The sequence below is a fragment of the Methylobacterium oryzae genome, assembly GCF_036441375.1.
Classification (GTDB): domain Bacteria; phylum Pseudomonadota; class Alphaproteobacteria; order Rhizobiales; family Beijerinckiaceae; genus Methylobacterium; species Methylobacterium oryzae_A.
Genome location: NZ_MLCA01000010.1, coordinates 281148 through 300204, shown reverse-complemented (window position 1 = coordinate 300204; position 19057 = coordinate 281148). Strand labels below are relative to the sequence as shown.

At 73.0% G+C, this 19057-nt stretch carries 19 protein-coding genes, 1 tRNA gene and 2 pseudogenes; 13 read left to right on the top strand and 9 right to left on the bottom strand.

From position 1 onward, the window contains the following. Positions 1-50: 50 nt before the first annotated feature. The 3 genes from MOTC310_RS19745 to MOTC310_RS19735 all read right to left on the bottom strand — a co-directional run bounded on the left by MOTC310_RS19745 (position 51) and on the right by MOTC310_RS19735 (position 2018). A tRNA-Thr gene (locus MOTC310_RS19745) sits at positions 51-126 on the bottom strand. 109 nt (positions 127-235) lie between these two features. Next, the gene (gene aroB, locus MOTC310_RS19740; protein ID WP_331303026.1) at positions 236-1375 is read right to left on the bottom strand and encodes a 3-dehydroquinate synthase; all 1140 of its coding nucleotides are present in this window, start codon (positions 1373-1375) and stop codon (positions 236-238) included. A 19-nt stretch (positions 1376-1394) separates the two neighbouring features. Then, positions 1395-2018, bottom strand: a complete 624-nt coding sequence (locus MOTC310_RS19735; protein ID WP_331303025.1) for a shikimate kinase — start codon at positions 2016-2018, stop codon at positions 1395-1397. 241 nt (positions 2019-2259) lie between these two features. Here MOTC310_RS19735 and MOTC310_RS19730 point away from each other — a divergent pair, with 241 nt between their 5' ends. From MOTC310_RS19730 to MOTC310_RS19720, 3 genes are all read left to right on the top strand, one after another. Then, the gene (locus MOTC310_RS19730; RefSeq protein ID WP_331290066.1) at positions 2260-2412 is read left to right on the top strand and encodes a histidine kinase; all 153 of its coding nucleotides are present in this window, start codon (positions 2260-2262) and stop codon (positions 2410-2412) included. 65 nt (positions 2413-2477) lie between these two features. Beyond that, positions 2478-3353, top strand: coding sequence for a site-specific tyrosine recombinase XerD (locus tag MOTC310_RS19725; RefSeq protein WP_419539943.1), 876 nt, complete (start codon positions 2478-2480; stop codon positions 3351-3353). Between the two features lie 129 nt (positions 3354-3482). Then, on the top strand, positions 3483-4001 hold the full coding sequence (locus tag MOTC310_RS19720; protein ID WP_331290068.1) for a MarR family winged helix-turn-helix transcriptional regulator: 519 nt from the start codon (positions 3483-3485) through the stop codon (positions 3999-4001). Positions 4002-4062: 61 nt separating this feature from the next. Here the strand turns inward: MOTC310_RS19720 and MOTC310_RS19715 are convergent, their stop codons facing one another. After that, positions 4063-4428: a c-type cytochrome gene (locus MOTC310_RS19715; RefSeq protein ID WP_024831013.1), complete on the bottom strand. Its 366-nt coding sequence runs from the start codon at positions 4426-4428 to the stop codon at positions 4063-4065. 211 nt (positions 4429-4639) lie between these two features. Then, positions 4640-5656 carry an NAD-dependent epimerase gene (locus MOTC310_RS19710; protein ID WP_331303023.1) on the bottom strand — a complete coding sequence of 339 codons (1017 nt, stop codon included), beginning with the start codon at positions 5654-5656 and terminating at the stop codon, positions 4640-4642. A 140-nt stretch (positions 5657-5796) separates the two neighbouring features. Between MOTC310_RS19710 and MOTC310_RS19705 the strand changes: the two genes are divergently transcribed. From MOTC310_RS19705 to xseA, 7 genes and pseudogenes are all read left to right on the top strand, one after another. Then, positions 5797-6036 carry a hypothetical protein gene (locus MOTC310_RS19705; protein ID WP_331290070.1) on the top strand — a complete coding sequence of 80 codons (240 nt, stop codon included), beginning with the start codon at positions 5797-5799 and terminating at the stop codon, positions 6034-6036. 141 nt (positions 6037-6177) lie between these two features. Further along, on the top strand, positions 6178-6441 hold the full coding sequence (locus tag MOTC310_RS19700; RefSeq protein WP_331290071.1) for a hypothetical protein: 264 nt from the start codon (positions 6178-6180) through the stop codon (positions 6439-6441). 94 nt (positions 6442-6535) lie between these two features. Then, positions 6536-6793 carry a DUF6894 family protein gene (locus tag MOTC310_RS19695; RefSeq protein ID WP_331290072.1) on the top strand — a complete coding sequence of 86 codons (258 nt, stop codon included), beginning with the start codon at positions 6536-6538 and terminating at the stop codon, positions 6791-6793. A gap of 67 nt (positions 6794-6860) precedes the next feature. Beyond that, positions 6861-7067 (top strand): ribosome modulation factor, encoded by a 207-nt coding sequence (locus MOTC310_RS19690; RefSeq protein WP_331303022.1) that lies wholly within the window; start codon positions 6861-6863, stop codon positions 7065-7067. Next, the gene (locus tag MOTC310_RS19685; RefSeq protein WP_331303021.1) at positions 7067-8383 is read left to right on the top strand and encodes an MFS transporter; all 1317 of its coding nucleotides are present in this window, start codon (positions 7067-7069) and stop codon (positions 8381-8383) included. Before MOTC310_RS19690 ends, MOTC310_RS19685 begins: the two co-directional genes overlap by 1 nt. A 182-nt stretch (positions 8384-8565) precedes the next feature. Next, positions 8566-10038, top strand: a complete 1473-nt coding sequence (locus MOTC310_RS19680) for an MDR family MFS transporter (RefSeq protein WP_331303020.1) — start codon at positions 8566-8568, stop codon at positions 10036-10038. Between the two features lie 109 nt (positions 10039-10147). Continuing rightward, positions 10148-11185 (top strand): annotated as a pseudogene (gene xseA, locus MOTC310_RS32870) (exodeoxyribonuclease VII large subunit); the annotation flags it as partial. 177 nt (positions 11186-11362) lie between these two features. On the opposite strand, the pseudogene MOTC310_RS32865 reads toward xseA, so the two are convergent. Continuing rightward, positions 11363-11731 (bottom strand): annotated as a pseudogene (locus tag MOTC310_RS32865) (GNAT family N-acetyltransferase, cg3035/Rv0428c family); the annotation flags it as partial. 125 nt (positions 11732-11856) lie between these two features. Between MOTC310_RS32865 and MOTC310_RS19670 the strand changes: the two are divergent. Together MOTC310_RS19670 and MOTC310_RS19665 are read left to right on the top strand one after the other, a co-directional pair. Next, on the top strand, positions 11857-13284 hold the full coding sequence (locus MOTC310_RS19670; RefSeq protein ID WP_331303018.1) for an alpha/beta hydrolase: 1428 nt from the start codon (positions 11857-11859) through the stop codon (positions 13282-13284). Next, on the top strand, positions 13281-14828 hold the full coding sequence (locus tag MOTC310_RS19665) for a GMC family oxidoreductase (protein WP_331303017.1): 1548 nt from the start codon (positions 13281-13283) through the stop codon (positions 14826-14828). The genes MOTC310_RS19670 and MOTC310_RS19665 overlap by 4 nt, the downstream gene beginning before the upstream one ends. A gap of 6 nt (positions 14829-14834) precedes the next feature. Here MOTC310_RS19665 and MOTC310_RS19660 read toward each other — a convergent pair whose 3' ends face one another. Beyond that, positions 14835-15551: a GNAT family N-acetyltransferase gene (locus MOTC310_RS19660; protein ID WP_331303016.1), complete on the bottom strand. Its 717-nt coding sequence runs from the start codon at positions 15549-15551 to the stop codon at positions 14835-14837. Next, positions 15548-16174 (bottom strand): FMN-binding negative transcriptional regulator, encoded by a 627-nt coding sequence (locus MOTC310_RS19655; protein ID WP_331303015.1) that lies wholly within the window; start codon positions 16172-16174, stop codon positions 15548-15550. The genes MOTC310_RS19660 and MOTC310_RS19655 overlap by 4 nt, the downstream gene beginning before the upstream one ends. A gap of 98 nt (positions 16175-16272) precedes the next feature. Here MOTC310_RS19655 and pdxR point away from each other — a divergent pair, with 98 nt between their 5' ends. Further along, positions 16273-17814, top strand: coding sequence for a MocR-like pyridoxine biosynthesis transcription factor PdxR (pdxR, locus tag MOTC310_RS19650; protein ID WP_331303014.1), 1542 nt, complete (start codon positions 16273-16275; stop codon positions 17812-17814). Here the strand turns inward: pdxR and MOTC310_RS19645 are convergent. Then, on the bottom strand, positions 17786-19045 hold the full coding sequence (locus tag MOTC310_RS19645) for a hypothetical protein (RefSeq protein WP_331303013.1): 1260 nt from the start codon (positions 19043-19045) through the stop codon (positions 17786-17788). The genes pdxR and MOTC310_RS19645 overlap by 29 nt on opposite strands. Positions 19046-19057 lie beyond the last annotated feature (12 nt).

Below are 19057 nucleotides of genomic sequence, written 5' to 3'. Positions count from 1 at the left end.
GCTCGGGCGCTGCAGGGCTTGCAGGAACAGGCTTCCGGCTTGGAAAGGAGTGGTGCCGCAAGAGGGATTCGAACCCCCGACCCCCTCATTACGAATGAGGTGCTCTACCAGCTGAGCTATTGCGGCCCTGGCCCTCACGGGACCGTCAGCGACGCGCGGTGTCCGGCGCCGGACGTGGCAGGCTCATAGCGGCCCGGCCCGCGTTAGGCAAGGCCACAGCAGGCTCTTGCGGGCCTCATGCGGCCCGGTCCGCGGCCAGTTCTTCCCGCAGGAAAGCCGCGACCTCCGCCCGGTCCACCCCCGGGGCGATGAAGCTCTGGCCGATCCCGCGGGCGAGGATGAAGGTCAGCGCGCCGTCGCGGACCTTCTTGTCCTGGGTCATCGCGTCGAGGAGCGCCTCGACATCGCCGCATCCGCCCGGGACGGCCTGCAGACGCGTCGGCAGGCCGGCGAGCGCGAGGTGGTTGGCGACGCGCCCGGCATCCTGGCCGGCGCAGAGCCCCAGCCGGGCCGAGAACCGGAAGGCCAGGGCCATCCCGATGGCCACGCCCTCGCCGTGAACCAGCCGGGCGGACTCGTAGCCGGTCAGACGCTCCAGGGCGTGGCCGAAGGTGTGGCCGAGATTGAGCAGCGCCCGCTCCCCGTCCTCCCGCTCGTCGCGGGTCACCACCGCGGCCTTGGCCCGGCAGCAGGACGCGACCGCCTGCTCGCGCTCCGGGCCACCCGCGAAGATCCCGCGCCAATTGGCCTCGCACCAGTCGAAGAATCCCGGATCGGCGATCAGCCCGTATTTGGCGACTTCGGCGTAGCCGGCGCGCATCTCGCGCTCGGACAGGGTGTCGAGGGCGGCCGTGTCGGCGAGGACGAGGCGCGGCTGGTGGAAGGCGCCGATCAGGTTCTTGCCCAGCGGCGCGTTGATCCCCGTCTTGCCGCCGACCGAGGAATCGACCTGCGCGAGCAGGCTCGTCGGCACCTGCACGAAGCGCACGCCGCGCCGCAGGGTGGCGGCCGCGAAGCCCGCGAGGTCGCCGACCACGCCCCCGCCCAGCGCCACGACGAGGTCGCCGCGCTCCACCTTCAGGGCCAGCAGCCCGTCGCAGACCTCCGCGTAGCCCGCGTAGGACTTGGAGGCTTCGCCCGGCGCCACCGTCACCACGCCGGCCTGGAGACCGGCGCGCTCCAGGCTCGTTCGCAGCCGCGCCGCGTAGAGCGCGCCCACCGTCGCGTCCGTCACGATCGCCGCCCGGCGGCCCCCGAGCGCGGCGACGGCGGCGCCGGCCGTGTCGATCAGCCCGCGCCCGATCTGGATGTCGTAGGCGCGGCCCGCGTCGAGGGGCACGTGGACGGTCAGGAGGTCCGGACGGGGCACGGTCATGGGTCGGTTCGCTCGGGTCTCACTGGGCGGCCACGGGGATGGATCCTTCGCCGCTGAGATGGGCGTCCAGCGCCTCCAGCACGTCCTGGACGACCCGATCGTGCGACACCTCCCGCGAGATGACCATCACGTCCGCGGCGGCGTAGACCGGATGGCGCACGGCCATCAGGTCCCGCATCGTCGCCTCGGGATCCTCGGTCTGCAGCAGCGGACGGTTGCCCCGCTTGCGCACGCGCCGCATCAGCACGTCCAGGTCGGCCTTCAGCCAGACCGAGACCGCGGACTCCGCGATGCGGGCGCGGGTCGCCTCGCGCAGGTAGGCGCCGCCGCCGGTCGCCAGGACCAGCGGGCCGGCCCGCAGCAGCCGCGAGATCACCCGCTCCTCGCCGTCGCGGAAACTCGGCTCGCCGTAGATGGCGAAGATGTCGGGGATCGTCAGGCCGGCCGCGGCTTCGATCTCGATATCGGCATCCTTGAAGATGAGGCCGAGGCGGCTCGCCAGACGCCGGCCGACGGTGCTCTTGCCGGCTCCCATGAGGCCGACGAGCACGATCGAGCGCAGGCCGAGCGCGCGGCGCAGACGCGCCTCGATCGGTTCCCCCGCCTCCTCCCCGCTCATGGCCTCCTGCATCGACTCGTGCATCGCATCCGTGTGGCGTCCCCGCCTCGTCACCGGCGCCCGTCGTCTGTCGCCGGGCAGCCCTACATCCTGCGGCAGGCTCTTAGCGCGATTCAAGCGGCCTGCGAAACGCATCGCTGTGTCGTTGTGGGCCTTGTCAGCGCCTTGTTCACGTGGTCGAACCCGGGCACCGGCGGCGGCTCGCAGAAGGCCTCCGCCCGCCCCTTCCCGCCGCCAGCGCCCGTCTGCCCGAGGTTCGACCGACGTGCCGACCCTGTTCCGTTTCTTTGCCACCATCGCGATCCTGGCGGGTCTGGTCTACGCCGCCATGTTCGCGCTCGCGAATTTCGTGCAGCCGACGCCGCGGGAGATGAGCGTGACCATCCCCGCCTCGAAGCTGCAGCCGGGCAACCGTTGAGCAAGCCGGAGGACGGCGGCGACGCCGCCCGGGCCCTCCGCCCCGAGGTCGCCGAGTATCTCGACATGCTGGCCGCCGAGCGCGGTGCCGGCCTCAACACACTGAGCGCCTACCGGCGGGACCTGGACGACTACCTCGACTACCTCGCGCGGTCGGGAACGGCACTCGGTGACGTGGATGCCGGCACGCTCCGGGCCTTCCTGATCGACCTCGAGACCCGGGGCCTCAAGGCGTCCTCGGCGGCGCGGCGCCTGTCCTGCGTGCGCGGTTTCCACAAGTTCCTCTACGCCGAGGGCGGCGCCGAGAGCGATCCGAGCGTCGCGGTATCCGGTCCGCGCCGGGGGCGTGCCCTGCCCAAGGTGCTGTCCATCGCCGAGGTCGACCGCCTGCTCGCCACGGCGCAGGCGGCCGCCGGCGCCGACCAGCCCCCGGGACCGGCCCGGCGGGCGCGCCGGATGGTGTGCCTGCTCGAGCTGCTCTACGCCACGGGCCTGCGCGTCTCGGAACTGGTCGCCCTGCCCCGCACGGCGGGCGCGAGTCAGGAGCGCTACCTCATCGTCAAGGGCAAGGGTGGCCGCGAGCGCCTGGTGCCCCTCACCGACGCGGCCCGTGCCGCCATGGCGGCGCATCTTCCGGCCGTGCCGGAGGAATCCGCGTGGCTGTTTCCAGCCGACAGCGACAGCGGCTATCTCACCCGCCAGGCCTTCGCCCGCGATCTCAAGGTGCTGGCGGCGGCAGCGGGCCTCGACCCGGAGCGCGTGAGCCCCCACGTGCTCCGCCACGCCTTCGCCAGTCACCTTCTGCAGAACGGCGCCGACCTGCGCATCGTCCAAGAGCTTCTCGGCCATGCCGACATCTCGACAACGCAAATCTACACGCACGTGCTCGACGAGCGCCTGAAGGCAATGGTCCGCGATCTGCATCCGCTGATGGATCGCTGAGCGATCCCGCGCGGAACGCGTGGCAACTCCTGGTGGATCGCCCCAATTGTATAGGTTTAGCGAACTGCCTAAGAGTAGCCCCTCGCCATACCGGTACGCGAGCCCGCCTTTACCAGAGAGAGTTTTCCTATGTCAGGCCCCACGGTCTCGCAGATCGGCACCAAGCCGGATCGGGCGGGGCACACGCGTGCCGACCAGCTTTCGCAGCAGGAACGGCAGCGCCTCGACAACCAGCTATGCTTCGCAGTGTACGCCGCCGCGCACGCTTTCGGCCGCGCCTACCGCAACCTCCTGGGCCGCCACGAACTGACCTACCCGCAATACCTCGTCCTGCTGGTTCTGTGGGAGCAGGACGGATTGTCGGTGAAGGAGATTGGGAACCGCCTGTTCCTGGATTCCGGGACGCTGACGCCGCTCCTGAAGCGCCTCGAAGCCTCCGGCCGGGTGCGCCGTGCCCGCGACCGGGTCGACGAGCGTCAGGTCAGCATCTTCCTCACCGCGGACGGCGAGTCCCTGCGCGACGAGCTGGCCTGCCTTCCCGACGAGGCGGGCGGCCTGACCGGTCTCGATATCCAGGGCCGCAAGGATCTGCTGCACGATCTCGTCACGCTCAGGCTGAGCCTGCAGGCCGGGCTGATGCCCGACTAGGAGGCTGAGCGAGGGCCGGGAGCGGCCGGGCGGCCGCTCCCGGTTCGTGCTGGCCTGCGCCTCAGGACTGCGTCTTGAGGTAGGCGATCACGTCGTTGATCTTCTTGTCGTCCGGGTAGCCCTGGAAGATCATCTTGGTGCCCGGCACCTTCGCCTTCGGGTTCTTCAGCCACTCGTGCAGGTTGGCCTCGTCCCAGGTGATGCCCGAGTTCTTCAGCGCGGCCGAGTAGTTGTAGCCCTCGTAGGTGCCCGCCTTGCGGCCGACGACGCCCTTCAGGTCAGGACCCACGCCGTTCTTCTGGAAGTTGTGGCACGCCTTGCAGGGGGCGAACGCCTTCTCGCCGGCGGCGGCGTCGCCGGCCTCCTGGGCCTGCGCCGCGAGAGGCATGACAACGGCAAGGACGGCGCCGAAAACGAGTGAACGCATGGATTTCCTCCTGTTGGCCGCCGTCGCGGCAGCGATGCTGGCAGAGCTTGCCTGCCTGGAACAGCTCTAAAGGAATCTGCCCGGCGGGCGCAACGGCCTAGTCTGGGAAAGCCGGCGCCGGTGTGCAGAGCGGAGGCCGTCGCAGGTCTCCGCCCTCCTCAACACGGCGTGATCGGATTGGCTCCCGGGGCGGCCGAGAGCCCCGCGGGCCTCAGGCGCCGTGATAGCTCCGATACCAGTCGACGAAGTGCCCGATCCCCGTCTTCAGCGGCGTCGCGGGCCGGAAGCCGGCGTCACGCACGAGATCGTCGATGTCGGCGTAGGTCGCCAGGACGTCGCCCGGCTGCATCGGCAGAAGAACCTTCTCCGCCTTGCGGCCCAGGGCGTCCTCGAGGAGCGCGATCATCTCCAGGAGCGCCACCGGCTCGTTGTTGCCGATGTTGTAGATCCGGTAGGGGGCGGAACTGGTCCCGGGATCCGGCGCCGCGCCGCTCCACGCGGGGTCCGGCGCGGCCGGCCGCTCCGCCAGAGCCCGGATCCCCGCGACGATGTCGTCGATGTAGGTGAAGTCCCGGAGCATCCGCCCTTCGTTGAAGACGCGGATCGGTTCGCCCGCCAGGATGGCGCGGGTGAACAGGTACAGCGCCATGTCGGGCCGGCCCCAGGGGCCGTAGACGGTGAAGAAGCGCAGGCCCGTGGTCGGCAGGCCGTAGAGATGGCTGTAGCTGTGCGCCATCAGCTCGTTCGCCTTCTTGGTCGCGGCGTAGAGGCTGAGCGGATGGTCGACGTTCTGGTGCACCGAGAACGGCATCGCCGTGACGCCGCCGTAGACGGAGCTCGACGAGGCGTAGAGCAGGTGCCCGACATCGCCGTGGCGGCAGGCCTCGAGGATGTTCAGGAAGCCGACGAGGTTGCTCGCCGCGTAGGCGTGCGGGTCGGTGAGCGAGTGGCGCACGCCCGCCTGGGCCGCGAGGTGGATCACCGTCCGGAACGCGTGGCGGCGGAACAGCGCGTCGAGCCCCTCGCGGTCGGCGAGGTCGAGGCGCGCGAAGCTGTAGCCCGGGAAGCCCGCGAGGCGCTGCAGCCGGGCTTCCTTGAGCCGCACGTCGTAGTAGGCGTTGACGCTGTCCAGGCCGACGACTGGTCGGCCGGCCTCGAGCAGGCGCAGGGCGAGCTGGTTCCCGATGAAGCCGGCGACGCCGGTGATCAGAACAGGTGGCAGGGACATGCGCGCGGACCGACGGGCTGACTGGCCGCCCCGGCGGCGAGCTGTAGCATGGGGCCGGAGCGCGACAAATCGGGTCGCCGCGCCCGGCTCCTTGCCCCGGCTTGTCGCCCCGGCCCGGTGCCCTGTAGGCTCGCGGTGCCGTGCAGCCCGAACCGAGACCGCTCCCCGACAGCCTGACGCGCCTGCTCGCCGTGCCGGAGCGGCGTCCGCTCCCGTCGCGTCCGGCGCCTGCGCGGAAGGACGGCGCGCCGCGAGCGCCGGATCAGCGCTCCGCGCACGCGGCGCTCGAGACGGCGATCCTGCGCGGGTTCGTCGTGAGTCTCTCGGCGCTCGTCTGGCTCGCCGTGCTGGCGCTCTCGGTCCGGCACATCGCGCGCTGAGCGCTTTTCCCGCCCCTCGCGCGCGGGGCTGTGGATATCGGTGGTGCGCCTGTCCACCGGCGTCTTCAATCAGTACGCGAACGGCCAAGTTCGCTATGGAGGCGGCCAGACCGGGGGCGGCTCGACGGCGAGGATGCGACGATGTCTCTGACGGGACGTTTCTGGTTCCGGAAGACCTGGACGGGTCGGCTGGTGCTCCTGGTCGAGGAGGAGCGCCCCCGCTGGTTCGGCCGCGGCTCCGGCAAGCCGCGCTGGCGCAACGCCAAGCTCCTCGATTTCGCCGAGCCCGAGCTGCGGCCACTCATGGCGATGGAGAAGCAGCACCGCGCGGGCGGCGCCACCGGCCAAGTCCGGGCGCTCCGCCCCGTCCCGTCCGCGCCGGACGCCCGAGCCGCGAACGGCTGAGGCCCGACGCGGCGCGGTCTGGTTCGTCGAACGGCCATCCCCACCTGTAACGGGTCGCTCCGCCCTGGGCGGCACCCCTGAACCGGTGAAGGCCATGCCGCGCTACTTCTTCCACACGCAGATCGGCGAGGACGTCATCTCCGATCCCACCGGGATCGAGCTGCGGGATCCGGACGCGGCCTGGGAGGCGGCGCGGGAGACGATCCGCGCCGCCCTGCGCCATCCGCAGGATCAGGCCCGGCTGATCACCGCGTGCCTCGTGGTCGCGGATGCCGACGGCGAGGTCGTGCTGGAATTCCCGTTCAGCGAGGCCGTCGCGCTGCCGACGGACGAGAGCCCGACGCGTCACTGAGATCGGCGACGCCCGCGTTCCGCGCCCTACATCGCGGCGCAGCCAACCGGAACGGAGCTGCGCCCGCATGGACTCGCCACCGAACGATCTCGACGCCCGCGCGCTCGGCCGCGCCGCGCCCGCCAAGGGGCTGGCCCGCGAAGCCTGCCCCTACGCGGAGGGGACGGAGGCGCGCACGCTCTGGCTGTCCGGTTACGACGAGGCCCTGGCGGCGGGCGAGACGCCCGTGACCGGCGGTCTCGCCAAGCACCCGGTCGACGGGCCGGCCCGCTGATGGACGCCCGGACCGCGCCGCATCCCGGCGCGCATCACCCCGGCCTCGACCGCAAGTCGGTCGGGGCGGTCGTCCTCGGCAACGCCCTCGAATTCTACGACTTCACGGTCTACGCCTTCTTCGCCAAGCCGATCGGCGAGGCCTTCTTCCCGGCGCACGACCCGACCCACAGCCTGCTGGCCTCGCTCGCCCTCTTCGGCATCGGCTACGTCATGCGGCCGATCGGCGGCGTGCTGATCGGCGCCTTCGCCGACCGGGCCGGCCGCAAGCCCGCGATGCTGATCACGATCGCGCTGATGGCGGTCGGCATGGTCATGCTGGCCGCCTGCCCCTCCTACGCGACGATCGGCGGCTGGGCGCAGGTCATCGTCATCGCCGGCCGCCTCGTGCAGGGGCTGGCCCTCGGCGGCGAGGTCGGTCCCTCGACGGCCTTCCTGCTCGAAGCCGCGCCGCCGGACCGGCGGGGCTTCGTGACGAGCTGGCAGATCGCCAGCCAGGGCTGCGCGGCGCTGTTCGCCGGGATCGTCGCGACCGCCCTGGCGCTCGCGGTCGGCGACCAGGCGATGGCGCAGTGGGGCTGGCGGCTGATGTTCGCCCTCGGCCTGTGCGTGGTGCCGGTCGGCCTCGTCATCCGCAGCCACCTGCCCGAGACCGCCGGCGCCGAGGAGGATCCGCACGCGGCGGCCTCGACGATGGCGGTGGTCCGGCGGCTCCTGCGCGAGCATGGCCGCCTGCTGGGCCTGACCTTCCTGGTCATCGCGGCCTCGACCGTGTCGAACGCGGTCGGGACCAACATGCCCGTCTTCGCCGGCGCGACGCTCGGCCTGAGCGAGATCGCCGCGACCGCGGTCCCGATCGCCCTCGGGCTCGCCTCGGTGATCTTCCCGCTGCTCGGCGGCTGGCTGGCCGACCGGTACGGGCGGCGCCCGGTGATGATCTGGCCGCGGGCGCTGATCCTGATCCTGGCGGTCCCGGCCTTCGCCTGGGTGGTGCGGGCGCCGAGCGCCGCCAGCGTCTACGCGGTCACCTTCCTGCTCTCGGCCCTGTCGTCCATCAACGCGGCGGCGGTGATCGTCGGCATTCCGGAGGCCCTGCCCCGGGCGGTGCGCAGCGCGGGGTTATCGATCGTCTACGCGGTCTCCGTCTCCGTGTTCGGCGGCAGCACCAACTACGTGGTGAACTGGCTGATCGCCGCGACCGGGGACCGGCTCGCGCCGGCCTACTACCTCGCCGCGTTCAGCCTCGTCGGGACCATCGCCGCGATCCTCCTGCCCGAGACCCGCGGGCGCGACCTCGACGCCGACGCGGAGGCCTGAGTCGCCGCGGGCGCAGCCCGCTGAATTATGTATGCACGGGCTGCATCGCGGCGCGCCACCCATGCGCCCGCCGCGGGGCCGGCGCCTCAGTGATGTGCGCTCGCGCACGGATCTCGCCGCGGGAAAGCCGGTTGCCGCGTTCAACGCTAGGTGGGTCGGTGCGGCCAGCCTAGATCGGCCCGATGCCCACGCCCTCAGAGACGCGCCGCCCGCTGGTCCTCGCCGCGGTGATGGCGGCGATGTTCATGATCGCCATCGAGGCGACGATCGTCTCGACGGCGATGCCGCAGATCGCCGGCCAGCTCGGCGACCTCCACCTCTACGCCTGGGTGTTCGCCTCCTTCCTGCTGACCCAGACGGCGACCACCGTGGTGTTCGGCAAGCTCTCGGACCTCTACGGGCGCCGGCCGGTCCTGCTGTTCGGCATCGCGGTGTTCCTGGTCGGCTCCCTGCTGTGCGGGCTCGCGTGGTCGATGCCCTCGCTGATCCTGTTCCGGCTCGTGCAGGGCGTCGGCGCCGGAGCGATCCAGCCAGTGAGCCTGACCGTCGTCGGCGACCTGTACGCGGCGCGGGAGCGCGGCCGGGTCCAGGGCTACCTCGCCAGCGTCTGGGGAATCTCGTCGGTGGCCGGCCCGCTGGTCGGCGGCCTGATCATCGGTCACCTGAGCTGGCCCTGGATCTTCTGGATCAACCTGCCGATCGGCGTCGTCGCGGCCGCCCTGTTCCTCCGCTTCCTCCACGAGGGCGTCGAGCGGCGCAGCCGCCAGATCGACGCGATCGGCGCGGCCCTGTTCACCGCCGCCATCGCGGCGCTGATGATCGCGCTGACCGCGGCGGGCGAATCCGCCGAGGCTGCCCTGTGGCCGGCGCTGGCCTTCGTGGTGGCCGCGATCCTGTTCGTCGTCCAAGAGCGGCGCGCCCCGGACCCGATGCTCGACATCCGGCTGTGGATGCAGCGCCCCATCGCGACCGCGAACACGGCGACGCTGCTCTCCGGCATGACGGTGATCGGTCTCACGGCGTTCCTGCCCATGTACGTCCAGGGCGTCCTGCGGCAATCGCCCCTGATCGCCGGCCTGACGCTGACCCTGATGGTCCTGGGCTGGCCGATCGGCGCCACCACGGCGGCGCGCAGCTTCGTGCGGTTCGGCCTGCGCCCGATCCTGCTGGTCGGCGCGACGCTCCTGCCCCTCGGCGCGGTCGCCTTCGTGGCCCTCGGGTCGGACAGCTCTCCGGTCGTGGCGGCCTGCGGCTCGGTCGTGATGGGGCTCGGCATGGGCTTCCTGTCGACGGCCGCCATCGTGATCATCCAGGACAGCGTCGCCTGGGCGCAGCGCGGGGCGGCGACGGCCTCCAACATCTTCTCGCGCAACCTCGGCTCGACGCTCGGCGCGACCGTCCTCGGGGCCGTGCTGAACTACCGGCTCGCGCACCCCGCGTCCGGCCCGGCGGTGAATTCCGACCAGCTCCGCCGCCTGCTCGACGATCCGGACAGCCTCGGGGCCGGCGGCGCGGCGATCCGCGCCGGCCTCCAGCACGCGCTGCACGGTACGTTCTGGACGGTCTTCGCCGTCGCAGTCCTGACGCTCCTCCTGTCGCTCCTCGTTCCGCGGGTGGCGATCTCCGACCGGCCGCACGAGCTTGCCGTGGAGTAGGCGGCGGCATTCGCCGGATCGCGGGCGCCGCCGGAGTGGCGTCGGCCGAACGGCTCCGTCCTCACAGCGGACCTTTGACTGTCCCGTCGCGGCCCCCTAGCGTCCGGCCATGCCCCTCGTGCCGCCCCCGCGCCCCGCAGCTCAGCAAGCGGCGGACATCCCGCCGACCAGCGTGCTCAACGCCAACCAGCCGGAATGGTCGGTGGGCGAGCTCGCGGGCGCCCTGAAGCGCACCCTCGAGGACGCCTTCGGCCATGTCCGCCTGCGCGGCGAGATCTCGGGCTATCGCGGCCAGCACGGCTCCGGCCACGCCTACTTCTCCCTGAAGGACGGGCAGGCGCGGATCGACGCGGTGGTCTGGAAGGGCGTGTTCGGGCGCCTGCGCCAGCGGCCCCAGGAAGGGCTGGAGGTCGTCGCCACCGGCCGCATCACCACCTTCGCGGGCAAGTCCTCGTACCAGATCGTCATCGAGAACCTGGAGCCTGCGGGGCTCGGCGCCTGGATGGCGCTCCTGGAGGAGCGCAAGAAGCAGCTCGCCGCCGAGGGCCTCTTCGCTCCGGAGCACAAGCGGCCGATCCCCTACCTGCCCCGGGTCGTCGGCGTCGTCACCTCGCCGACCGGCGCGGTGATCCGCGACATCCTCCACCGGCTGGAGGACCGCTTTCCCCGGCCGGTCCTGGTCTGGCCGGTGCGGGTCCAGGGCGACGGCGCCGCCGAGGAGGTCGCGGCCGCCATCCGCGGCCTCAACGCGCTGCCGGCCGGCGGCCCGATCCCGCGCCCGGACGTTCTCATCGTCGCCCGCGGCGGCGGCTCCATCGAGGATCTCTGGGCCTTCAACGAGGAGTGCGTGGTCCGGGCGGCCTTCGCGAGCGCGATCCCGCTGATCTCGGCGGTCGGTCACGAGACCGACACCACGCTGATCGACTACGTCTCGGACCGCCGCGCGCCGACGCCCACAGGCGCCGCCGAGATGGCGGTGCCGGTCCGCGCCGACCTGATCGCCACGGTAGCGGACCTGTCGGCCCGCGGCAGAGGGGCCGTCGGGCGCCGGATCGACCGCGACCGGTCGGACCTGCGCGCCCTCGGACGCGCCCTGCCGAGCGCCGACGCCCTGCTGGCGGCCAAGCGCCAGCGGCTCGACCTCGCCGNCCTCGATGACCATCAGCTCGCGGTCGAGCACCCCGAAGGCGATGGCGCCGATGCCGCCCTCCGCCGCCGCCGCCGCGAAGGCCCGCGGCAGGACCAGGGCGGCGACGGTGTCGCGGAACACCCGCGCGGCCGCGGCATCCGCTCGGTTTACCGCGTCGCGCAGGGCCAGCCAGTCCGGCCCGGGCGCCGCGGCGACCGCCACGGCCGGATCGGGCGCGGTCGGCAGGTCGTCGAGGTCGCGGATCAGCGTGCAGGTCTCGTCGGCCACGGTGTAATCCCCGCCGGCGAGGAGCGGCTCCATCTGGGAGGCGATCGTCGGCACGCGGAAGATCGGGCGCTGTCCCAGGCGTCCGTAGATCGCGCGCGCGGCCTCGATCGCCGGTCCGGGCGCACCGCTCCCGCGCATGGGGTTCACGGAGTTCTGCCGCTTCGAGCGGCCTCCGGCCGCGCGCAGAAGGTAGCCGTGCACCAGCAGCTCGCGCGGGCTCGGCCAAGCGTTGAGGCAGGCCTCCTCCACGCGCCAGGCCTGTTCGAGATCCGCCATCGCCGCCTCCTCCGGTCCCCCTGATCGCACGCGGTCACGACTTGGCCAACGGGTCCGCGCCAAGACTTCGGCCATGCGGCGTCGCGTACGCTTGAAGCATTGTGACGCCGCGCGATGTCTCGCCGATGTCCGAGCCCGAAGTCCTGTTCTGCCTGCACTTTCTGGGCGGAAGTGCCCGAAGTTGGGAGCGTCTCGCGCGCGCCCTCGACGGGACGCCGTTGACTTGCGTGCCGGTAGACTTGCCGGGATTCGGCGACGCCGCCGACAGACCGGGCTACTCCGTCGCCGCCATGGCCGATCACGTGGCCGAAGCTGTCCGCGCGCGGGCTCCGGCGCGTTTCGGGTTCGCCGGGCACAGCATGGGCGCCAAGGTGGCCCTGGCGCTCGCGCGCCGGTCCGAGGATGGCGAGGCGGGACTGACCGGCCTCACCGATCTCATCCTGGTCTCCGGCTCGCCGCCGAGCCCTGAGCCGATTCCGGCGGACCGGCGTGCCAAGATGCTCGCCTGGATCGACGCGAATCCCGAGACCCGGCGGCGCGAGGCGCAGGCCTTCGTGCGCGCCAACGTGGGTGCCGGCCTGGATCCCGAGACCGAGGCGCGGGCGGTAACCGACGTCCTGCGGGCCGAGCCGGCCGCCTGGAAGGCCTGGCTCGGGGAGGGCGCCAACGAGGATTGGTGCCGCCGCGTCGGGATCCTGCGCACCCCCGCGCTGATCCTGGCCGGATCGGAGGACGCCGATCTCGGCCCGGACGCGCAGCGAGCCCTAACGGCGCCTCATCTCGCGCACCATCATCTCGTCACCGTCGATGGCGTCGGACATCTCCTGCCGCTCGAGCGGCCCGCCGTCCTGGCCGAGCACCTGCGCGCCCATCTCGCCGACCGGCCCCGCCCGCGCGTCGAGGCCAGCCCGGCGGTCCCGCCGGACTACGCGGCGCTGATCGCCTCTGACCGGGTGAACAGCCGCCTGCGCGGCGCCCTCGCGGAGCGCGCCGCGCCGGACGATCCCGCCTATCGACCGGCGGCGCTCGACCCGGTGGAGCTCGCGATTCTGCGAGCCGCCCTCACGCGCGTGGTGCCGGTGCCGCATCTCGATCTGGCCGCCCGCCTCGATCGGCGGCTGGCCTCCGGCGACGGCGATGGCTGGCGCTTCGCGGCCCTGCCGCCGGACGCGGAGGCCTACCGCGCCGCCCTGCGCACCCTCGATGCCGCCGCCCGTGCCGCCTCCGGCCGCCCGTACGTGGCCCTCGACGCGGCCGGGCAGGACGCGCTGCTCACCCTGTGCGAGCGGGCCGAGCTGACCGTCCCGGAGAGTCTCGGCGGCCGCCTCGATCCCGACCGGATGCGGTTCTGGTTCGAGGATCTCCGCGCCGACGCGACCCGCCTCTGGCTCGGCCACCCGGCAGCCCTGGCGCGGATCGGCTTCTCGGGCATCGGTGCCGGCGGCGACCGGACGGGCGCGATCGCCGACGACCTGCCGGGTTTCCACGCCGTCGGGCTCGACGCGCCGGAACCCTGGGAGCCACGGTCGCTGCGGACGGAGGCGGGACGATGAACCTCGCGGATATGCGGACCTACCACGCGGACGAGGTCGTCGACGCCGTCGTGGTGGGGACCGGCGCGGGCGGCGCGCCGCTTCTCGCGCGCCTCGCCGCCGCGGGGCTCAAGGTCGTGGCCCTGGAGGCCGGACCGAACTTCACCCCGGAGCGCTTCGCCTTCGACGAGACCCTCGCGGATGAGATCTACTGGACCGAGGAGCGGCTGAGCGGCGGCTCGACCCCGGAGGCCTTCGGGGCGAACAACAGCGGCACCGGCGTCGGCGGCTCGACGCTGCACTGGGGCGCCTTCGTGCCGAGGGCCGACGCCCGCGACCTCCGACTGCACACGGAGAGCGGCGAAGGGGTCGACTGGCCGCTGACCTACGAGGACCTGCTCCCGTTCTACGAGCGGGTCGAGCGGTTCCTCGGCGTCTCGGGCGCGCAGAGCTACCCGTGGGACGCCGGCCGCCGCTATCCCCTGCCCCCGGTCCCGCGCAACGGGCCGGCGCAGATCATGGCGCGGGCCTGCGAAGCCCGAGGCATCCGGTGGGCGGACGCGCCCGCCGCCGTGGTCTCGCAGGACTTCCAGTCCGAGGACGGGCCCCGCCGCAACGCCTGCATCAATTGCGGCTTCTGCCACCAGGGCTGCCGCACGGGTGCCAAGGCCAGCATGGACGTGACCTACCTGCCCTACGCGGTGGCCCGCGGCGCCGAGATCCGGGCCGAGGCCTTCGTCCACGGCCTGGAGCGCGGTGCCGACGGCCGGATCACCGGCGTGATCTACCGGCAGGACGGGGAGGAGCGGCGGCAGCACTGCGGCGCCGTCTTCCTCTGCGCCGGGGCCGTCGAGACGCCGCGCCTGCTGCTCCATCTCGGCCTCGCCAACTCCAGCGGCCAGATCGGGCGCAACTACATGGGCCACGTGGCGACCCAGGTCTGGGGCACCTTCGACCACGAGGTGCGCATGAACCGGGGCTACCCGTCCTCGCTGATCACCGAGGACTTCATCCGGACCGGCGCCGACTTCGCCGGCGGCTACCTCATCCAGAGCCTCGGCGTGGTGCCGGTGACCTTCGGCAACGCGGCGGCGCGGGGGCGCGGCCTGTGGGGGCAGCCGCTGCTCGACTACCTCGACCGCTACAACCGCCTCGCCGGCATCGGCATCAACGGCGAGACGCTGCCCTGCGACGCCAACGTGCTGACCCTCGCCGACGAGACCGACGCGCACGGGATGCGCAAGGCCCATATCAGCTTCGGCTACAGCACCAACGAGGACCGCCTCAACGCGCACGCCACGAAAGTCATGCGCGGGCTCTGGGAGGAGGCGGGGGCCGAGGACATCTGGGTGCTGGAGCGCGTCGCCCACACGCTCGGGACCTGCCGGATGGGCCGCGACGGGACGAGCGCCGTCGTCGACCCGCACGGCCGCAGCTTCGACATCGACAACCTGTGGATCTGCGACGGCTCGACCTTCCCGAGTTCGCTCGCCGCGAACCCGGCCCTGACCATCATGGCGCTCAGCCTGCGCAGCGCGGAGGCGTTCCTGTCCGGCAGGGCCTGACGCGCCTCAGCCAGCGGCCGCGCGCAGGTCCGTGAGCCCGCGCCGCTGCCGGCCGGCCCCGTCGAAATTCGACGGGTCCAGCCACGCCGCGAAGCCGGCGCGGACTCGCGGCCACTCGGAATCGGTGATCGAGAACCACGCCGTGTCGCGGGAGCGACCCTTCACCACCACGGCGTTGCGGAAGATGCCCTCGAAGGTGAAGCCGAGCCGCAGCGCCGCCGCCCGGGACGGCGCGTTGAGGCTGTCGCATTTCCACTCGTAGCGCCGGTAGCCGAGCTCGTCGAAGGCCCGGGCCATCATCAGCGCCATCGCCTCCGTGGCGGCCGGCGCGCGCTGCAGCCGCGGGCCGAAGTGGAGATGGCCGACCTCGATCACGCCGTTGGCAGGATCGATCCGGAGATACGAGGCGATCCCGAGGGCGTCGCCGCTCGCCGGATCCAGGATCGTGTGGAACAGCGGATCCTCGCTCGCCTGCTGCGTCGCCAGGCGCGCCCGGTAGGCCTCCGCGCTCTCCGGCATCTCGTCGCCGAGATAGGTCCAGCCGCGCGTGTCGGGCGCGGCGCTGTAGGTGGCGTAGAGCGCGTCCGCGTGGGCGGCGGCGTCGAGCGGCACGAGCCGGCAGGAGCGGCCCTCCAGGGGKGCGCGCGGCGGCCGCGGGCGCGGGCTCCAGTCCGGCAGCGCCGGGCCGACGGGCTGGCCGAAACCGTTGAGGCGGGCGCTCACAGGCCGCTCCGCTCGGCGACCAGCCCGGCGAGACCCGCTTCGCCGTCGGCGCGCAGCCCTGCGATGACCCCGTGTCGGTCGGCCTCGGGCCTGTTCTGGCTCATCTTCCACTTCCCCTCGATCCGCGTGATCGGGATCTCGATGCCGATGATCCCTCGGATCTGCGCGGCCACGAAGGGCGCCGGCGCGTCCGCGACCGCCCACGGCGCGGCCCGGGGGGCTTCGCGCAGGGCGGTGAGGTCGGCGATCTGGCGCCCGAGCCAGTCCGCATCCTCGATCACCCGCGGCCGACCCCAGGCGTGGACGGTGGCGTAGTTCCAGGTCGGGACGACCCGGCCGTGCTCGCGCTTGCTCGCGTACCAGCTCGGCGTGACGTAGCCCTGCGGACCCTGGAACACGATCAGGCACTCCTCCGCTTCGGCGAGATCCCGACCCTGCGGGTTGGCGCGGGCGAGATGCGCCCGCAGCACCCCGTGGGGACCGTCGTCGTCCAGGAGGAACGGGATCGGGTTGGCCGCCAGGCCGCCCGCGCCGGCGGTGACCAGCAGCCCGAGGGGATAGGCGCGGATCAGCGCGTGGTGCGCGGCACGCGAATCGTCCCGGAAATGCGGCGGCTGGTACATGGGCCTGTCCTGCGGCGGTCTCTCGGACCCGTGCTTGACGGTTCAGCGGTCCAGGCGAAAGGTCCAATTCTCGAACCGTGACTGGACCAGTCTGCGCCATGGCCCGGAGCCCCCTGCCCCTGACGCTGACCCTCGATGACGCGGCCGCGACGCCTCTGCACGCGCAGCTCCGGGAAGGCCTGCGCGCGGCGATCCTCGATCGCCTGCTGCCGCGCGGAGCCCGGCTCCCGGCCTCGCGGGTCCTGGCCGCCGATCTCGGCTGCGCGCGCGGCACGGTCGTCCTGGCGCTGGAGCAGCTCACCGCCGAGGGCTACCTGACGGCGCGGCCGGGCTCGGCGACGCGCGTCGCCGCGACCCTGCCCGACGACGCGTTTCCCGCGCCCGGCCCGATCCGGCGACCCGGCACCGATCCGGTCCCGAACCTGTCCCGCCGGGGCACCCGCCTCGTCTCCGCCCCGGCGCGGCGCTACATGGCGGGTCCAAGCGTGCCCGACGCCTTCGCCCTCGGCCGGCCGGCGCAGGACGCCTTCCCGTTCGAGGTCTGGGGCCGCCTGCTCCAGGCCGAGTGGCGCCACGGCCCGCCGGAGCGGCCCGATCCGCGCGGCTCGCCGGCCCTGCGCGCGGCCGTCGCCGCCTACCTGGCGCAGGCGCGGGGCGTCGCGTGCGAGCCCGACGACGTCATCGTCACGGCGGGCATCCGGCAGAGCCTGCGCCTGCTCGCCGAACTGCTCCTCGATCCCGGCGAGACCGCCTTGGTCGAGGAACCGGGCTTCCCCGGCATCGCGCAGGCCCTCGCCAGCGCCGGACTCCGGCCGGTCCCGGTCCCGGTCGGCCCCGGCGGCCTCTCGGTGTCCCCGACTGCCGCTCCGGTACCCGGCGCGCGGCTCGCGGTCGTGACGCCGGCCCACCATTACCCCCTCGGGCACGCCATGAGCCTGGAGAACCGCCTCGACCTCCTGGCCTGGGCCGAGGCGGTCTCGGGCTGGATCGTCGAGGACGATTACGACGGCGCCTACCGCTACGCCGGGCGCCCGCTGGCGCCGCTGCGCGCCCTCGATCGCGGCGGCCGGGTGATCTATGTCGGCAGCTTCTCCAAGCTGCTGCTGCCCGCCCTCGGCCTGAGCTACCTCGTCCTGCCCCGCGGCCTCGTCGCGCCGGTCAATCAGGCGCTGGCCGAGACGGGACCCGCCCCGCCCGGGATCGGCCAGTGGGCGCTGGCGCGCTTCATCGAGGACGGCCACCTCGCCGGCCATCTCCGGCGGACCCGCCGTCTCTACGGGCTGCGCCAGGAGGCGCTGATCGAGGCCGCGCGCCGCCACGCCGGGGACGTCGCGGCGATCGCCCCGATGGAGGGGGGGATGCACGTCATCGCGCGCCCGGGTCCGGCCTGGAGCCCAACCCTCGCCGACGCGGCCGCCGCCGCGGCGCTCGCGCGCGCGGGAATCTCGGCGGTGGCGCTCTCGGCCTACCATGCCGGGCCCGCGGAGCCGGGCCTGCTCCTCGGCTACGCCGCCGTGCCCGAGCGGGCGATCGAGCCGGCCGTGCGGCGCATGGCGGAAGTCCTGCGGGCCGCGCCGGATCCCCGCCCGGACGGTCACGGCCGCGGCGCGGTCAGTGCACGATCGCGCCCGTCTCCATGAACCGGTTCAGCCGCTCGATCAGCGGCGCGACCATCACCCGCTCGTACTGCGGCAGCAATCCGCGCCGCGCGTGGGCCACGTTGGCCTCGGCCTGCTCCCGGGCGAGGCGATGCCAGCGCGCCCGATCGTCCCGGCACGCGGCCCAGGCCCGCTCGATCGACCGGAACACGAGCGGCAGCCGCTCGGCCGGGTCGGGCACGAGGTCGTAGTGGTGGTCGATCAGGCCGCCGAAGGTCTCGAAGCCGAGCTCGGACAGCCGCGCGACGGCGCGCGGCGCGCCCACCGTCACGAAGGGCAGGCCCGTCGCCGCCGCCTTGATCGACTTCTCGGTGATCCGCTCGACGCCCGGCTCGAAGAAGTCGGTCTCCGAGATGACGGTCAGGTCGCACGCCGCGTAGGCCTGGGTGTCGAGGGTCATGACCATGTCGGTGCCCTGATCGGCATCGATCCGCCGCGCCCGGCGCGGGATCCAGCTGCCCACATCGGCGAGCAGCGGCCCGAAGGCCGCCTCGATCTCCGGCGGGGCGTGGAAGACTTCGATGCCGCCCGCCTTCGGATTGTCCTCGCCGATGCCGTGGAAGGAGATCAGCCCGTCGCGGTCCAGCCCGCTGAGCTGGAACCAGCGGTAGAGCAGCACCCGGTGCCAGCGCAGGGCCGCGTTCTGGCAGAGGAACCGGGCCGGGCCGGCGGCGCGGGCGAAGGGCGCGTAGCCGGTGCGGTCGAGGGGATGCTGGGGGAAGAGCCGCGGACCCTCGGCGTCGTCCAGCCAGAGGGCGACCTGGAGCGGGAAGAACTCGAAGGTCCAGAAACGCAGGCCCTCGCCGTAGAGGCGCTCGTAGTCGAGCCGCAGCAGCCGGTTCTGCGTGACCAGGATGACCCGCTCGCGCGGGATCCCGCGTTCCTCGAGGTTGCGGTGCAGTGCTTCGAAGGTCGGCGCGTGCAGGCCCGGCCCCTCGTTCGAGAGGTCGAGGAGCAGCGCGGCGCGCCCGGCGCGGAGGTTCTCGGCGTCCCCCGGTTCGAGGAGGTCGAGGCGCCCGCTCGCCTCCGGGAAGCCCAGACGCACGAAATCGAGGACCGGCAGGCAGAGGACGTGGTTCGCCGGGCCGGGTTGGACGGTGACGGTGACCCGCTTGCCCATCCAGCCGAGCGCCGCCGGCAGGAAGTGCCCGGCCTCGCCCCGGGGCACGAGCAGGATCTCGGACGGGACTGGCCCGGATAGGACTTGGCTCATCGTGACGCCCGC

What these genes read in the sequence shown, in the direction of transcription:
- MOTC310_RS19695 (WP_331290072.1), top strand. Translation starts at nt 6,536, where the DNA reads ATGCCGCGCTACTTCTTCCACACGCAGATCGGCGAGGACGTCATCTCC.
- MOTC310_RS19665 (WP_331303017.1), top strand. Translation starts at nt 13,281, where the DNA reads ATGAACCTCGCGGATATGCGGACCTACCACGCGGACGAGGTCGTCGAC.
- MOTC310_RS19725 (WP_419539943.1), top strand. Translation starts at nt 2,478, where the DNA reads ATGCTGGCCGCCGAGCGCGGTGCCGGCCTCAACACACTGAGCGCCTAC.
- MOTC310_RS19735 (WP_331303025.1), bottom strand. Translation starts at nt 2,018, where the DNA reads ATGCACGAGTCGATGCAGGAGGCCATGAGCGGGGAGGAGGCGGGGGAA.
- MOTC310_RS19670 (WP_331303018.1), top strand. Translation starts at nt 11,857, where the DNA reads ATGTCCGAGCCCGAAGTCCTGTTCTGCCTGCACTTTCTGGGCGGAAGT.
- MOTC310_RS19685 (WP_331303021.1), top strand. Translation starts at nt 7,067, where the DNA reads ATGGACGCCCGGACCGCGCCGCATCCCGGCGCGCATCACCCCGGCCTC.
- MOTC310_RS19700 (WP_331290071.1), top strand. Translation starts at nt 6,178, where the DNA reads ATGTCTCTGACGGGACGTTTCTGGTTCCGGAAGACCTGGACGGGTCGG.
- MOTC310_RS19715 (WP_024831013.1), bottom strand. Translation starts at nt 4,428, where the DNA reads ATGCGTTCACTCGTTTTCGGCGCCGTCCTTGCCGTTGTCATGCCTCTC.
- pdxR (WP_331303014.1), top strand. Translation starts at nt 16,273, where the DNA reads ATGGCCCGGAGCCCCCTGCCCCTGACGCTGACCCTCGATGACGCGGCC.
- MOTC310_RS19710 (WP_331303023.1), bottom strand. Translation starts at nt 5,656, where the DNA reads ATGTCCCTGCCACCTGTTCTGATCACCGGCGTCGCCGGCTTCATCGGG.
- MOTC310_RS19680 (WP_331303020.1), top strand. Translation starts at nt 8,566, where the DNA reads ATGCCCACGCCCTCAGAGACGCGCCGCCCGCTGGTCCTCGCCGCGGTG.
- MOTC310_RS19720 (WP_331290068.1), top strand. Translation starts at nt 3,483, where the DNA reads ATGTCAGGCCCCACGGTCTCGCAGATCGGCACCAAGCCGGATCGGGCG.
- MOTC310_RS19690 (WP_331303022.1), top strand. Translation starts at nt 6,861, where the DNA reads ATGGACTCGCCACCGAACGATCTCGACGCCCGCGCGCTCGGCCGCGCC.
- MOTC310_RS19655 (WP_331303015.1), bottom strand. Translation starts at nt 16,174, where the DNA reads ATGTACCAGCCGCCGCATTTCCGGGACGATTCGCGTGCCGCGCACCAC.
- MOTC310_RS19645 (WP_331303013.1), bottom strand. Translation starts at nt 19,045, where the DNA reads ATGAGCCAAGTCCTATCCGGGCCAGTCCCGTCCGAGATCCTGCTCGTG.
- aroB (WP_331303026.1), bottom strand. Translation starts at nt 1,375, where the DNA reads ATGACCGTGCCCCGTCCGGACCTCCTGACCGTCCACGTGCCCCTCGAC.